Genomic DNA, 14,035 nt, shown 5'->3' with positions numbered 1-14,035 from the left:
TGGAGAAGACTGGGTGGTGGGGCCTGGCCAGCGTCGGGGGACGCCGGCATCCCCGGGAGAGGGACGACGAGAGTGACGGGCGACACACCTGCCCCGGCCGGTATGCGTAACGAGTACGCCGCCGACCTGGGCCTTTCCGAATCGGATCTCGCGCCGGACTGGCACACCCAGTTCGGGCGCTGGTTCGCGGACGCGGTGGCTCATCCGCTGCCCGAGCCGAACGCCATGGTGGTCGGGACCGCCGACGCGCAGGGGCGGCCGAGCGGCCGGACCGTGCTCCTCAAGGGGTACGACCCGGACGGCTTCGTCTTCTACACCAACTACGGCTCGCGCAAGGGCGGCGAGGCGACCGCGAACCCGTGGGCCAGCCTGGTCTTCCCCTGGTTCCCGATGCACCGCCAGGTGACGGTCACCGGGCGGGTCGAGCGGGTCGACCGGGCGGAGACCGAGGCGTACTTCGCCAGCCGGCCGCGCGGCTCCCAGCTGGGCGCCTGGGCCAGCACCCAGTCCGAGGTCGTGCCGGACCGGGCGGCGCTGGACGCGGCGTACCGGGCGGCGGCCGAGCGCTTCGCCGACGTGGACGAGATCCCCGCGCCGCCGCACTGGGGCGGGTTCCGGGTGCGCCCGGAGACGGTGGAGTTCTGGCAGGGCCGGGCCAGCCGGCTGCACGACCGGCTGCGGTTCCGGCGTACCGAGGGTGGGATCTGGGTCACCGAGCGGCTGGCCCCGTGACGGGGGTCAGGGAGGCCCGGCCGCGCGGAGCGCGCCGCTGGGCGATCGACCTGCGCCCGCTGGGCGTGCCCGCGTACCGCCGGGTGTGGCTCGGCAACGCGGTGGCCATGTTCGGTTTCCAGTTCACCGCCGTGGCGGTGCCGGTGGAGATGTTCGACCTGACCGGCGGCTCGTTCTGGGTCGGCCTGCTCGGGATCGCCGGCTTCCTGCCGCTGCTCGTCTTCGGGCTGTGGGGCGGGGCGGTAGCCGACGCCCGGGACCGGCGGCGTGTCCTGCTGGCCGGTGGCGGCCTGCTCTGGGCGTCGACCCTGGCGCTGCTCCTCCAGTCGCTGCTGCGGGTGGGCAGCCCCATGCTGCTGCTGGCCCTGGTCGCCGTGCAGTCGACCGCGTTCGCGATCACCTCGCCGGCCCGCAGCGCGATCCTGCCCCGCCTGGTGCCCGCCGACCTCGTGCCGGCGGCCAGCACGCTGAACTTCACCACGTTCACGGCGACCTCGGTCTTCGGGCCGCTGGCCGCCGGCCTGATCTTCGCCACCTGGCGCACCGATGCCGGGCTGCCCATCGCGTACGGCGTGGACGCGCTTCTCTTCACCGTGTCGCTCTGGGCCACGCTGCGGCTGCCGACCATGCCGCCCGAGCCGGACCCGGGCGGTGACGGCACGCCGCGCAGGGCCGGGCTGGCCAGCATCGTCGACGGGCTCCGCTACCTGGCCACCACGCCGGTGCTGCTGCTCTCCTTCGCCATCGACCTGATCGCCATGATCCTGGCCATGCCCCGGGCCCTCTTCCCCGAGCTGGCGCACCAGCGGTTCGGCGGCGGGGCGGCGGTCGGCTGGCTCTACAGCGCCATCGCCATCGGCGCCATGCTGGGCGGCCTCACCTCCGGCTGGATCGGCCGGGTGCGCCGGCAGGGGCTCGCGCTGGTGGTGGCCGTGGTCGGCTGGGGCGTGGCGATCGCCGCCGCCGGGCTGGCCCGCCAGCTCTGGCTGGTGGTGGCGCTGCTCGGCCTGGCCGGCGCCGCCGACCTGGTCAGCGCGACCCTGCGGCAGTCGATGCTGCTGGTCTACGCGCCGGACCGGATGCGCGGCCGGCTCCAGGGCGTCAACACGGTGGTCGTCGCCGGTGGCCCGCGCCTGGGTGACCTGCGGGCCGGGGCGATGGCCGCCGGGTTCGGCACCGGCGCCGCCATGGTCGCCGGCGGCCTGGCCTCCGCCGTTCTCGCGGTCGCGCTGGTCGCGGTCTTCCCGGCGCTGCTCCGCTACCGCGCCGCCGCTCGGCCGGGCGACCGGACCTGAGCGCAAGCCCGGGGCCGACCGCCGCCCAGTTCGGCGACCGGACCTGAGCGCAAGCTCGGGGCGACCGCCGCCCGGGCCGGCGCCTCGGCGCGGGGGCGGGGCGGCGAACCGCCCGGGACCGGCCGCACGCTGGGACGCCGCCGGGCGGGCTCCGCGCCGGGTGGGGGTGACGGGCTAAGGTCGCCGGCATGGAGACCGACGCGCGCCCGTCCCCGTCCGGGGCACAGTGGACCATTGCCGCCGACGGCCACGAGGCCGTCGTGGTCGAGGTCGGCGGCGGCCTGCGGACCTACCGGCACGACGGGGTCGACTACCTCGACGGGTACGAGGCGGACGAGCTCTGCCCCGGTTCGGCCGGTCACGTGCTGGCCCCCTGGCCGAACCGGATCCGGGACGGCGCGTACACGTTCGGCGACCGGTCGTTGCAGCTCGACCTGACCGAGCCGGCCCGGCACAACGCCATCCACGGGCTGATCAACTGGGTGCGGTGGCAGCTCGTCGAGCAGTCGCCGGACAGCGTGACGCTGGTCTACGACCTGCCACCCAGCCCCGGCTACCCCTGGGCGCTGCGGCTGCGGAGCCGGTGGAGCGTCGGGGCGGGCGGCCTGCGCGCCGAGCACGACGTGACGAACCTGTCCGGCGAGCCGGCGCCGTTCGGCTTCTCCGTGCACCCCTACCTGCAACTGCCCAAGGTCGGTGTCGAGGAGATGTCGCTGCGGGTGCCGGGGCGCACCCGGGTGCTGCTGGACAGCCGGCTGCTGCCGGTGGCCGCGACCGAGGTGGCCGGCACCGAGTACGACTGGACGGAGCCCCGCCCGATCGGCGACGCGGTGCTCGACCTGGCCTTCGGCGACGTGGTGCGGGACGCCGACGGCGGCTCGGCGGTGACCCTGGCCGCGCCGGACGGCTCGGCCGCGGTCCACATCTGGGCCGACGCCGAGTTCGGCTGGTGGCAGGTCTTCACCGGGGACACCCTCACCGGGGAGCGGCACCGGCGCTCGGTGGCGGTCGAGCCGATGACCTGCCCGGCGGACGCGTTCCGCTCCGGCAAGGACCTGATCACGCTGGCCCCCGGGCAGACCTGGCGGGGCGCCTGGGGCATCCGGCCCGGGGCCTGAGCGTGGAGTTCGCCGAGGTCGTCCGGCGCCGCCGGATGGTCCGAAACTACGACCCGGACCGCCCGGTCCCGCCGGAGGTGGTGGACCGGCTGCTGGATCACGCAGTCCGGGCCCCGTCGGCCGGGTTCGCCCAGGGCTGGGGTTTCCTGGTGCTGGAGGAGCCGGCGGACCGGGAGCGGTTCTGGGCGGCGGCCACCCCGGGCGGCGGCGGCCGGGAACGCTGGCTGGCCGGGATGCGCAAGGCCCCGCTCATCGTGGTGCCGCACGCCAACCGCTCCGCGTACCTCGACCGCTACGCCGAGCCGGACAAGGGGTGGGCGGACCGTTCCGAGGACCGCTGGCCGGTGCCCTACTGGTACGTCGACACCGGCTTCGCCGCCCTGCTCATGCTGCTCACCGCCGTGGACGAGGGGCTGGGCGCGTGCTTCTTCGGCATCCCGCCGCAGCGGATCGGGGCGTACCGGGAGGCGTTCGGGGTGCCGGCGGAGTACCACCCGATCGGCGCGGTCACGGTAGGTTACCGGGCACCCGACCACCGGTCGCCGTCGCTGCGCCGCGGCCGCCGGCCGGTGGACGAGGTGGTCCGGCGGGGTCGCTGGAATTGACTGCGGTTCAGCGCGTCCGGCCTGGGTATCGGCGGTAGCGAAACCGACATGAGGGAGTAAAACGCGGTGTGGCGGGTGCGGCTAGGCTGGCACCGACATCATCAGGCCGGCCGGGGGGAGGGGAGCGTGCCGTGATCTTCAGGGCGGTCCGGGACGGGCGTCCCTACCCGGAGCACAACCTCACGCTCAAGCAGTGGGCCGAGATCCCGCCGCGCCCGCTGCGGCTGGACCAGCTCATCACCACCAAGCGGGAGCTGGCGCTCGACAAGCTCCTCGCCGAGGACTCCACCTTCTACGGCGACCTCTTCCCGCACGTGGTGCAGTGGAACGGCGGCCTCTACCTGGAGGACGGCCTGCACCGGGCGCTGCGCGCGGCGCTCCAGCAGCGCAACCAGATCCACGCCCGGGTGCTGGTGCTCAGCCCGCAGGGCGAGTGACCGTCGACTGAGTCTTCGTTAAGGTGACGCCATGACCCCTCTCGACCTGCTGGACATCGACGCGTCGCTGGGCGAGGAGGAACGGCAGATCCGCGCCGTCGTGCGCCAGCTGATCGACGACCGGGTGCGCCCGCACGTCGCCGGCTGGTACGAGGACGGCCACGTCCCGGCCCGCGAGCTGGCCCGCGAGTTCGGCAAGCTCGGCCTGCTCGGCATGCACCTGACCGGCTACGGCTGCGCCGGCGCGTCGGCCGTCGCGTACGGGCTGGCCTGCCTGGAGCTGGAGGCCGGCGACTCCGGCATCCGTTCGCTGGTCTCGGTGCAGGGGTCGCTGGCCATGTACGCCATCTGGCGCTACGGCAGCGAGGAGCAGAAGCAGCGCTGGCTGCCCGCCATGGCGGCCGGCGAGGCGATCGGCTGCTTCGGGCTGACCGAGCCGGACCACGGCTCCGACCCGGCCTCGATGGCCACCCGCGCGCGGCGTGACGGCGACGACTGGATCCTCAGTGGCAGCAAGCTGTGGATCACCAACGCGCCGATCGCCGACGTCGGGGTGATCTGGGCGCGCACCGACGAGGGCGTGCGCGGCTTCGCCGTACCCATGGACACGCCGGGGGTGACGGCGCGGGAGATCCGGCACAAGATGTCGCTGCGCGCGTCGGTGACCGGCGAGATCGCCCTCGACGACGTGCGGCTGCCGGCGGACGCCCGGCTGCCCGAGGCGACCGGGCTCAAGGCGCCGCTGAGCTGCCTCACGGAGGCCCGGCACGGCATCGTCTGGGGCGCGCTCGGCGCGGCCCGGGACTGCCTGGAGACGGCGCTGTCCTACGCGACCACCCGCACCCAGTTCGGCCGGCCGCTGGCCGGCTTCCAGCTCACCCAGGCCAAGCTCGCCGACATGGCGGTCGAGTGGAACAAGGGGCTGCTGCTGGCGCTGCACCTGGGCCGTCTCGCCGACGCCGGGAAGCTGCGCCCGGACCAGGTGAGCGTGGGCAAGCTGAACAACGTCCGGGAGGCCATCGCCATCGCCCGGGAGTGCCGGACCATCCTCGGCGCGAACGGCGTCTCGGGCGAGTACCCGGTGATGCGGCACGCCAACAACCTGGAGAGCGTGCTGACCTACGAGGGCACCTCGGAGATCCACCAGCTGGTCATCGGCCAGCGGCTGACCGGGCTCTCCGCCTTCGCCTGACCTGCGGATTCACCCGATCGGGTCGCTCGGCGAGCGAGTGTCGCACGGTGGCCGTACCGTCATTCTCAGTCGATGTGTCTGCGGAGGACGGTGAGGGGCGATGGCCCGCGACGGTGACATCAACCAGCCCACCAGGGAGTTCCCGGAATATCCGACCGGTGAGGCTCTCCGGGCCCGGTCGGACGTCCCACCCGAGCCCGGCCGTGGTGGCCCGGGGTCGCCCGGCGCCCCGGCACGGGGCCTGCTCTGGGTGCTCGGTGCGGCCGCGCTGGCCGTGGTGGTGCTGCTCGGCGTGCAGGCGACCGGCCTGCTCCCGGACTTCCGCAACCCGTTCGCCAAGGAGCAGACCGACCGCAGCCAGCCGCCGCTGCTCAAGTCGATCCGCGACCTGAGCCGCTACGTGGCCGCCGAGGGCAACTTCCAGGTGGTGGTCGACGTGCAGAAGGACCGGCGCAACGTGCCCGACTTCCTGCTCAACGAGCGCACGCTCTTCGTCGGGGCGGGCCGGATCGAGGCGTACGTCGATTTCGCCAAGATCGGCGACGGGGCGGTGGTGGTCTCCGACGACGGCAAGTCCGTGGAGATCAAGCTGCCCGCGCCGCAGCTCGGTGAGACCGACCTGGACATGGACAAGAGCTACGTCTTCGCCGAACAGCGCGGCCTCATCAACCGGCTGAACGACCTGGTCGGCGGCGACCCCAACCGGCAGCAGCAGGTCTACCAGCTCGCCGAGGACCGGATCTCCGCGGCGGCCCGGGACAGCGGGCTCACCGCCCGGGCCGAGGAGAACACCCGCAAGATGCTGGAGGGGCTGCTCCGCTCCCTCGGCTACCAGAAGGTGACGGTCACCTACACGGCGTCCTGACGCCGCCGGCGCCCGCCCCGGTGCTCCCCGGGGCGGGCGCCGCGGGTCAGCGGCCGGTGGCGAGCCAGCGGTCCTCGTTCGGCATCAGGACCCAGAGGATCAGGTAGATGATCACCTGGGTGCCGGGCAGCAGCAGCGACAGCAGGAACAGCAGCCGGACCATGCCGGCCGACATGCCGAACCGCTGGGCCAGGCCGGCGCAGACACCGGCGAACACGCGCCCCTGGCGGGGCCGGACCAGTTTGCGACTCATCGTCGAACTCCCACTTCTGCGGCGATCCGCCGCGCTGATTCCACGGTAGGAACGGGAGCGGGTCCCGCCCTCGGCCCCGAGGAGGATCGGTGACGCGGGAACCCGTAGGTGCTTTACCCCGGCCGGCCATTACCGATTCACCGGCCGGTCAGCCGGTGACGGTGGGTTGACGGCGGGCGCGGAGGGTAGGCTCGCCGGTCGGGCGCCCACACCCCGGGTGCCGCCCGCCGCCCCTCGCACCGGGGAGCGGCACACACCGGGCCGGACCCGCACGACGGGGACGACGGCGAGGAAGTGCAGCCATGATCAGTGTTTTCGACCTCTTCAGCGTCGGTATCGGGCCGTCCAGCTCGCACACCGTCGGGCCGATGCGCGCCGCGCGCACGTTCGTGGCCGGGCTCAAGGCCGACGGCCAGCTCGCCGACGTCACGCGGGTGCAGGCCGAGCTGTTCGGCTCGCTGGGCGCCACCGGCCACGGCCACGGCAGCGACCGCGCCGTGCTGCTCGGGCTGGAGGGGGAGTCCCCGGAGACTGTCGACACCGATTCGGTCGGGCCGCGGGTCGAGCGGATCCGCGTGCAGCGGCGGCTCAGCCTGCTCGGCAGCCAGGAGATCGACTTCGACCCGGACCGGGACCTGGTGCTGCACCGCCGCCGCTCGCTGCCGTACCACCCGAACGGGATGACCTTCGCGGCCTTCGACGCGGCCGGGGAGCAGGTCCGGGAGCGGACCTACTACTCCGTCGGCGGCGGGTTCGTTGTCGATGAGGCAGCCGCCGGGGCGGACCGGATCAAGCCGGACAGCACCCGCGTCCGCCACCCGTTCCTCACCGGGGCGGAGCTGCTCAGGGTCACCACCGACACCGGCCTGTCGATCAGCGAGGTGATGCTCGCCAACGAGCTGTCCTGGCGCAGCGAGGCGGACGTCCGGGCCGGGCTGCTGGAGATCTGGCGGGTCATGCGGGAGTGCGTCGAGAACGGCTGCGCCCGGGACGGCGTGCTGCCGGGCGGCCTGAAGGTGCGCCGCCGGGCCGCCGAGCTGCGCCGCAGCCTGGAGGCGGAGGGCGACGCCAACGACCCGCTGCACGCCATGGACTGGGTCACCCTCTTCGCGCTCGCGGTCAACGAGGAGAACGCGGCCGGCGGCCGGGTGGTCACCGCGCCGACCAACGGCGCCGCCGGGATCATCCCGGCCGTCCTGCACTACTACACGCGGTTCGTGCCGGGCGCCTCCGAGGAGGGCGTGATCCGCTTCCTCCTGGCGGCCGGCGCCATCGGGGTGCTGTTCAAGGAGAACGCCTCGATCTCCGGGGCCGAGGTCGGCTGCCAGGGCGAGGTCGGCTCGGCCTGCTCGATGGCGGCGGCCGGGCTGGCCGAGGCGCTGGGCGGCACGCCCGAGCAGGTGGAGAACGCGGCCGAGATCGGCATGGAGCACAACCTGGGGCTCACCTGCGACCCGGTCGGCGGCCTGGTGCAGATCCCGTGCATCGAGCGGAACGCCGTGGCCAGCATCAAGGCGATCACCGCGGCCCGGCTGGCGCTGCGCGGCGACGGGGTGCACGCCGTGTCGCTGGACAAGGTCATCAAGACCATGCGGGAGACCGGCGCCGACATGAAGATCAAGTACAAGGAGACGGCGCGGGGCGGCCTCGCCGTCAACGTGATCGAGTGCTGAACCCGAAGGGGTGACCGCGCGCGTCCGTACGGCGGGCCGGGGCGGTCGGGGCGAGGATGGGACGGTGACGTCCGGCGTCGCCGCGCTCTGGTCCGCCCGCACCTCGCTGCGCATCCTGGTCCGGCGCGATCTCGCGGTGAAGTACCAGCAGTCCGTGCTGGGCTACCTCTGGTCGCTGATCGAGCCGCTCGGCATGGGCCTGATCTACTGGTTCGTCTTCGGCGTGCTCTACTCCGGCGCCACCCGGCGGCACCTCGGTGACGCGGCCGGGTCGTACCCGCTCTTCCTGATCACCGGGATCTTCGCCTGGATGTGGGCCAGTTCGGCGCTGACCGAGGCGGCCAACGCGCTGACCGGGCAGGCCCGGCTGATCACCACGATGAACCTGCCCCGGCAGGTCTTCCCGATCGGCCGGGTCACCGGCCGGTTCGCCGAGTACGCCGCCGGCCTGCCCATCCTGGTCGCCATCGCGGCCCTCTACGCCGCCCACGGCCGGATCCACCTCGGCTGGACGCTGCTCGCGTTGCCCCTGGCCGTGTCGGTGCAGTTCGTCCTGCTGGTGGGGCTGGCGCTGCTGCTGTCGGCGGGCAACGTGCTGATGCGCGACATCGAGCGCTTCATGCGGCTGATCATCCGGGTGCTCTTCTACGCCACCCCGATCATCTACCCGCTGGACCTGGTCCGGGGCTCGGGCATGCCGGGCTGGCTGAAGGTCGCGTACGAGCTGAACCCGCTGGTCGGGATCTTCCAGCTGCACCACGCGATCTGGTATCCGGACGAGTTCCCGGACGCCCGGCTGCTCACCGTCACCGTGGTGGGCAGCCTGCTGGTGTTCGCGCTGGGCTGGTGGTCGTTCCGCCGCCTCGAACCGGCCGTGCTCAAGGAACTGTGAATGGCGGCCATCATCGAGGCGGACGGGCTCGGCATCCGGTTCGTCCGCAACCGCCGCCGCCAGCTCCGGCTGCGCGAACTGCTCATCCACCGGGGCTCCCGGGACCCGGACGCCGGCCGGTTCTGGCCGCTGCGGGACGTCTCGTTCCGGATCGAGCCGGGCGAGACGGTCGGCGTGGTCGGGCGCAACGGCACGGGCAAGAGCACCCTGCTGCGGTTGATCGCCGGCGTGCTCATCCCCGACGAGGGCGCGATCCGGGTCCACGGCCGGGTGGCCCCGCTGCTGGAACTCTCCGCCGGCTTCTCCGGGGACCTGACCGGGCGGGAGAACCTCTACCTGGTGGGCGGGCTGCACGGGCTGTCGACGGGATACCTGCGCCGGCACTTCGACGAGATCGTCTCGTTCGCCGGTGAGCAGGTGGAACGGGCCATCGACACCTCGGTCCGGCACTACTCGTCGGGGATGAAGGTCCGGCTGGGTTTCGCGGTGATCGCCCACCTGCCGCACCCCGTGCTGCTGGTGGACGAGGTGACCGCGGTCGGGGATGCGGAGTTCCGCGCGAAGTGCTATGCGACCATCGAGCGACTTCTCGCGGAAGGGCGCACGCTGGTGCTGGTGTCACACAACGAAAAGGACCTCACCCGGTTCTGTCGTCGGGGGCTCTACCTCGACGCCGGGCGGCTGACCGTCGACGGCACGATCGACGAGGCGCTGCACGCGTACGCCAGCGCGACGCAGCGGTGACGCTCGCGATCGTGCTCGCCGCCGGGCCGGCGGCGGGCCTCACCACGGACGGCGGGGAGCGCCTCGTCGACCGGATCGCCGGGCAGTGGCGGCGGGCCGGGGCGGACGAGGTGCGGGTGGCCGCCGACCTGTCCGAGCTGGCCGACCTGGTGGCCGCCGCCACCGGGCCGGTGCTGGTCAGCGGGGCCGACCTGGTGGCGCACACCGCCGTACTCAAGCATCTGGCGACCAGCCCGGTGGGGCCGACGGTGGCCCTGGTGCTCACCGATCCGCCGGCCGCCGGGCAGGCCACGGTCCGCGAGGAGCGCGGCCAGGTGGTCGCGGTGGACGAACCGGCGGGCGCGACCGGCGTGTTCGGCGGCGCGCTGCGGGTCGGCCCCGCGGACCTGCCGGCCCTCGCCGCCGCCGCCCGGACCGCGGCCGGGGGCGGCGTCGACCGCCTCTTCGCCGACCTGGCCGGATGCGGCACGCTGACCTTCGCCCACCGGGTACGCCTGCTCGTGGCGCACCGGGTCGGCGACCCGGCGGAACTGGCCGCGGCGCAGGCCGCCGTGGCCGCCGTGAACGAGGACAAGGCCGAACTGAAGCTGTCGGTGAAGGAGCGGGACGACTTCTTCACCACGTTCTTCGTCAGCACCTGGTCCCCGTACGTGACGAAGGCGGCCGCCCGGATCGGCCTGGGCCCGACCGCGGTCACCATGATCTCGGTGGCCTTCGCGGTGGCCGCGGCGGTGCTCTTCGGCGTGGGCGGGCGGCTCGCGCTGGTGGCCGGTGGGCTGCTGCTCTACCTGGGCTTCGTGCTCGACTGCGTGGACGGCCAGTTGGCCCGCTACACCCGGCACTTCAGCGCCTGGGGCGGCTGGCTGGACACCATGGCCGACCGGGCCAAGGAGTACGTCGTCTACGCCGGTCTCGGCTACGGCGCCACGCACGCCGGATTCCGCTACGGCTGGGCGCTCGCCATCGCCGCCATGACCCTCCAGACCGTGCGGCACATGACCGACACCTGGTACGGGGTGCTGCACGACGAGGCGGCGCGGCGCCCCCGGGCGGCCACCGGGGACGCGGGCGGCATCGGCGGGAAGTTGAACGCCGCCTCGACCAAGGTCCAGGCGGACACCGGCTCGGTCTCCTACTGGCTGAAGCGGACCGTGGTCTTCCCGATCGGTGAGCGCTGGGCGCTCATGGCGGTGGCCGCCGCGCTGTTCGGGCCGCTGGTGGCGCTCTGCGCCGTGCTGGTGTGGGGGGTGCTGGCGTTCGCGTACACCGGAGCGCTGCGCACCCTGCGGGCGCGCTGGATGCGGGTGCCGGTGCTGACCACGGTCGACACCGGCCTGCACCGCGACGACGGGCCGCTGGCCCGTACGCTGCCGGCGCCCGGGAGGCTGCCGGCGGTGCGGCAGCCGCTGGTGCTCGCGGTGGTCGGCGCGCTCGGCGCGGCGGGCCTGCTGCTGTGGGCGCTGCTGGCCGTCCACGACGGGCGCGACCTGCCCGGCTGGGCGGTGGCGTTCGCGTTCGTCGTCCTGCTGAGCGGGGCGCACGGCGCGCGGACGGCGCACGACGGGCCGCTGGACTGGCTGGTCCCGGCCGCGCTGCGGGCGGGGGAGTACCTCTTCGCCATCGCCGTCGGGGTGGCCGGGCGGGTGTCGCCGTGGCTGATCTTCGGGTACGTCTTCGTGCTGACCCTGCACCACTACGACCTGACCGCCCGGCTGGAGAAGCGGCAGGCTGCCCCGCCGCTGCACGCCGCCACGCTCGGCTGGGAGGGTCGCTCCGCGTTGCTGACCATCGGCTCAATCGCCGGAATTGCGAGCATCGCTCTGGCTACACTCGGTACGTACCTTCTCGTGGTTTTTGTCGCGAGCGTGGTCCTCGCCTGGGTGGTCCTGCCGGCCCGCGTCCGTGGGGGTGACCGCTCGCCGGGCTGACGGAGGGCCGGCCGGGATGACCCTGATCAGCTTCGTCGTACCGGCCTTCAAGGTGCAGGGCTACCTGCGGGAGTGTCTCGACTCGATCCTCGACCAGCCGTTCGACGACATCGAGGTGATCGGGATCGACGACGCTTCCCCGGACGGCAGCGGCGAGATCCTGGACGAGTACGCGGCCCGTGACCCCCGGGTCCACCCGGTGCGGCTCGTGGAGAACGTCGGGCTCGGTCCGGCCCGCAACATCGGGCTGGACCGGGCCGCCGGCGAGTACGTCTGGTTCGTCGACGGGGACGACTGGCTGGTCGCCGGCTGCCTGCCGCACGTGGCCGACCGGCTCCGCGCCACCCGCCCGGACGTGCTGGTCGTCGACCACGTCCGCGCGCACTGGAACAACTCCGCCACCCGTAGCGCCATGCGGGACGTGTTCCCCGAGCCGCCCGGCGAGGCGACGTTCGGGCTGCGGGACCGGCCGGAGACCCTGCGGCTGCTGCACACCGCCTGGAACCGGCTGGTCCGCCGGGAGTTCCTGGTCGAGCAGGGGCTGCGCTTCGAGCCGGGCTGGTACGAGGACGTCTCGTTCAGCTACCCGGCGCTGATGGCCGCCGAGCGGATCGGCGTGCTGGACCGGGTGTGCCTGAACTACCGGCAGCGCCGCACCGGGGCGATCACCCGGACCCGGGGCGACCGGCACTTCGAGGTATTCGCGCAGTGGCACCGCGTGTTCCGGCTGATGGACCGCTGGGGGCCGGCGGTGGCGGACCTGCGCCCGGCCGTCTTCGAGCGGATGATCTGGCACTACCTGACCGTGCTGGGCAACGGCGAGCGGCTCGACGCCGACCTGCGGCCGCCGTTCTTCGCCCAGATCCACGCCGACTACGTCCGCTTCCTGCCGCCCGGGGGCTATCCGGTCCCACCCGGCCTGGAGGGGGTGAAGCACCGGCTGGTGGCGGCCGGGCGGTGGCGGACGTTCAGCGCGCTCCGCGCCGCCCACCAGGCGGAGGAGCAGGCCCGGCAGACAGCCCGGAAGGTCCGGCGGCGGGTGCTGCCGGTGGCCCGGCGTACCGCCCGCAAGGCCCGGGACGCGGCGCTGCGCGAGTACTACCTGGCCGAGTTGCACCGCCCGCTCGACCCGACGCTCGCCGTCTACGCGGCGTACTGGTACCGGGGCTACGCCTGCAACCCGGCCGCCATCTACGCGGCCGCCCGCCGGCTCGCCCCGCAGGTGCGCGGCGTCTGGATCGTCCGCCGGGACCGGGTGGACGTCCTGCCGCCGGGCGTGGAGTACGTCGTCGCCGGCACCCGGGACTACTACCGGGTGCTGGCCCGGGCCCGCTGGCTGATCAACAACGTCAACTTCCCGGACTTCGTCCGCAAGCGACCCGGTTCGGTGCACGTGCAGACCCACCACGGCACCCCGGTCAAGGTGATGGGCCTGGACCAGCAGCGCTATCCGGTCGGCGCCGTGGGGATGGACTTCACGAAGCTGCTGGACCGCATGGACCGCTGGGACTACAGCGTCAGCGCGAACAGCTTCTCCACGCAGATGTGGGAGCGGGCCTACCCGGCCGACTACACCACCCTGGAGGTCGGCTATCCGCGCAACGACCGGCTGGCGCTGGCCACCGCCGAGGATTGCCGCAAGGCCCGCGCCGACCTTGGCATCGGCCCCGAGGAGTACGTGGTGCTCTACGCGCCGACCCACCGGGAGCACCTGCCCGGCTGGCGGCCCCCGTTCGACCCGGACCGGATGCGCGACGTGCTCGGCCCGTCGGGGCGGCTGCTGATGCGCAGCCACTACTTCCACGACCGGGAACGGCAACTCCGCGGCGCGTCCGACGGCACGGTGCTGGACGTGAGCACGTACGAGCGGGTGGAGGACCTGTACCTCGTCGCGGACGTGCTGGTCACCGACTATTCCTCGGCGATGTTCGACTACGCGGTGCTGGACCGGCCGATAGTGGTCTACGCGCCGGACTGGGACGCGTACCGGGTGGCCCGGGGCGTCTACTTCGACCTGCTCGCCGAGCCGCCCGGCGCCGTCGCCGTCGACTTTCCCGGGCTGCTCGACGTCTTTCGCAGCGGCGCGGTGCGGGGGACGGAAGCTGAGCAGGCCCGGCAACGGTTCCGCAAGCGGTTCTGCGCGCTGGACGACGGGCACGCCGCCGAGCGGGTGGTCCGCCGGGTGTTCCTGAACGAGCCGGCCGGATAGTTACTCGACGGTCACCTTACCTATGGAAGACCGCCTATCCCGCGTAATAGGTCTTTCACGATCTGAACATCGCACGTTTACCCGATGTGCGG

Annotated in this window: 12 protein-coding genes and 1 pseudogene; 12 read left to right on the top strand and 1 reads right to left on the bottom strand. The window is 73.3% G+C overall.

Features of this window, described 5'->3' with window-relative positions; genetic code table 11:
- Positions 1-102: 102 nt before the first annotated feature.
- From pdxH to GA0070603_RS17335, 7 genes are all read left to right on the top strand, one after another.
- On the top strand, positions 103-732 hold the full coding sequence (gene pdxH, locus GA0070603_RS17365) for a pyridoxamine 5'-phosphate oxidase (RefSeq protein ID WP_208862901.1): 630 nt from the start codon (positions 103-105) through the stop codon (positions 730-732).
- Entirely contained in the window at positions 729-2,027 is a 1,299-nt protein-coding gene (locus tag GA0070603_RS17360) for an MFS transporter (RefSeq protein WP_091314968.1), read from the top strand. Before pdxH ends, GA0070603_RS17360 begins: the two co-directional genes overlap by 4 nt.
- A 188-nt stretch (positions 2,028-2,215) precedes the next feature.
- Positions 2,216-3,145 carry an aldose 1-epimerase family protein gene (locus tag GA0070603_RS17355; protein WP_091314964.1) on the top strand — a complete coding sequence of 310 codons (930 nt, stop codon included), beginning with the start codon at positions 2,216-2,218 and terminating at the stop codon, positions 3,143-3,145.
- Between the two features lie 2 nt (positions 3,146-3,147).
- Entirely contained in the window at positions 3,148-3,750 is a 603-nt protein-coding gene (locus GA0070603_RS17350) for a nitroreductase family protein (RefSeq protein WP_091314961.1), read from the top strand.
- 131 nt (positions 3,751-3,881) lie between these two features.
- The gene (locus tag GA0070603_RS17345) at positions 3,882-4,187 is read left to right on the top strand and encodes a type II toxin-antitoxin system VapB family antitoxin (RefSeq protein WP_091113285.1); all 306 of its coding nucleotides are present in this window, start codon (positions 3,882-3,884) and stop codon (positions 4,185-4,187) included.
- A gap of 31 nt (positions 4,188-4,218) precedes the next feature.
- The gene (locus GA0070603_RS17340) at positions 4,219-5,379 is read left to right on the top strand and encodes an acyl-CoA dehydrogenase family protein (RefSeq protein ID WP_091314957.1); all 1,161 of its coding nucleotides are present in this window, start codon (positions 4,219-4,221) and stop codon (positions 5,377-5,379) included.
- 100 nt (positions 5,380-5,479) lie between these two features.
- Entirely contained in the window at positions 5,480-6,244 is a 765-nt protein-coding gene (locus GA0070603_RS17335) for a DUF4230 domain-containing protein (protein ID WP_091314954.1), read from the top strand.
- A 46-nt stretch (positions 6,245-6,290) separates the two neighbouring features.
- Here the strand turns inward: GA0070603_RS17335 and GA0070603_RS17330 are convergent, their stop codons facing one another.
- Positions 6,291-6,497 (bottom strand): PspC domain-containing protein, encoded by a 207-nt coding sequence (locus GA0070603_RS17330; protein ID WP_091314951.1) that lies wholly within the window; start codon positions 6,495-6,497, stop codon positions 6,291-6,293.
- Between the two features lie 302 nt (positions 6,498-6,799).
- On the opposite strand from GA0070603_RS17330, the gene GA0070603_RS17325 reads away from it, so the two are divergent.
- The 5 genes and pseudogenes from GA0070603_RS17325 (at position 6,800) to GA0070603_RS17305 (ending at position 13,943) form a co-directional block, all read left to right on the top strand.
- Positions 6,800-8,170 (top strand): L-serine ammonia-lyase, encoded by a 1,371-nt coding sequence (locus tag GA0070603_RS17325; protein ID WP_091314947.1) that lies wholly within the window; start codon positions 6,800-6,802, stop codon positions 8,168-8,170.
- A 64-nt stretch (positions 8,171-8,234) separates the two neighbouring features.
- Positions 8,235-9,062 carry an ABC transporter permease gene (locus GA0070603_RS17320; protein ID WP_091314944.1) on the top strand — a complete coding sequence of 276 codons (828 nt, stop codon included), beginning with the start codon at positions 8,235-8,237 and terminating at the stop codon, positions 9,060-9,062.
- 138 nt (positions 9,063-9,200) lie between these two features.
- Positions 9,201-9,806 (top strand): annotated as a pseudogene (locus GA0070603_RS17315) (ABC transporter ATP-binding protein); the annotation flags it as partial.
- On the top strand, positions 9,803-11,734 hold the full coding sequence (locus GA0070603_RS17310; RefSeq protein ID WP_091314937.1) for a DUF5941 domain-containing protein: 1,932 nt from the start codon (positions 9,803-9,805) through the stop codon (positions 11,732-11,734). The pseudogene GA0070603_RS17315 and the gene GA0070603_RS17310, both read left to right, overlap by 4 nt.
- A gap of 16 nt (positions 11,735-11,750) precedes the next feature.
- Positions 11,751-13,943: a bifunctional glycosyltransferase/CDP-glycerol:glycerophosphate glycerophosphotransferase gene (locus tag GA0070603_RS17305; RefSeq protein ID WP_091314934.1), complete on the top strand. Its 2,193-nt coding sequence runs from the start codon at positions 11,751-11,753 to the stop codon at positions 13,941-13,943.
- Positions 13,944-14,035: the final 92 nt, after the last annotated feature.

The sequence above is a fragment of the Micromonospora chersina genome (assembly GCF_900091475.1).
Taxonomy (GTDB): Bacteria; Actinomycetota; Actinomycetes; order Mycobacteriales; family Micromonosporaceae; genus Micromonospora; species Micromonospora chersina.
The sequence above is the reverse complement of the archived record's forward strand: the minus strand, read 5'-3'. Positions and strand labels throughout refer to the sequence as shown.

Bases quoted from the DNA above. Each gene is read 5' to 3' on its own strand.
- GA0070603_RS17330 (WP_091314951.1), bottom strand. From the start codon at position 6,497: ATGAGTCGCAAACTGGTCCGGCCCCGCCAGGGGCGCGTGTTCGCCGGT.
- GA0070603_RS17355 (WP_091314964.1), top strand. From the start codon at position 2,216: ATGGAGACCGACGCGCGCCCGTCCCCGTCCGGGGCACAGTGGACCATT.
- GA0070603_RS17340 (WP_091314957.1), top strand. From the start codon at position 4,219: ATGACCCCTCTCGACCTGCTGGACATCGACGCGTCGCTGGGCGAGGAG.
- GA0070603_RS17325 (WP_091314947.1), top strand. From the start codon at position 6,800: ATGATCAGTGTTTTCGACCTCTTCAGCGTCGGTATCGGGCCGTCCAGC.
- pdxH (WP_208862901.1), top strand. From the start codon at position 103: ATGCGTAACGAGTACGCCGCCGACCTGGGCCTTTCCGAATCGGATCTC.
- GA0070603_RS17305 (WP_091314934.1), top strand. From the start codon at position 11,751: ATGACCCTGATCAGCTTCGTCGTACCGGCCTTCAAGGTGCAGGGCTAC.
- GA0070603_RS17335 (WP_091314954.1), top strand. From the start codon at position 5,480: ATGGCCCGCGACGGTGACATCAACCAGCCCACCAGGGAGTTCCCGGAA.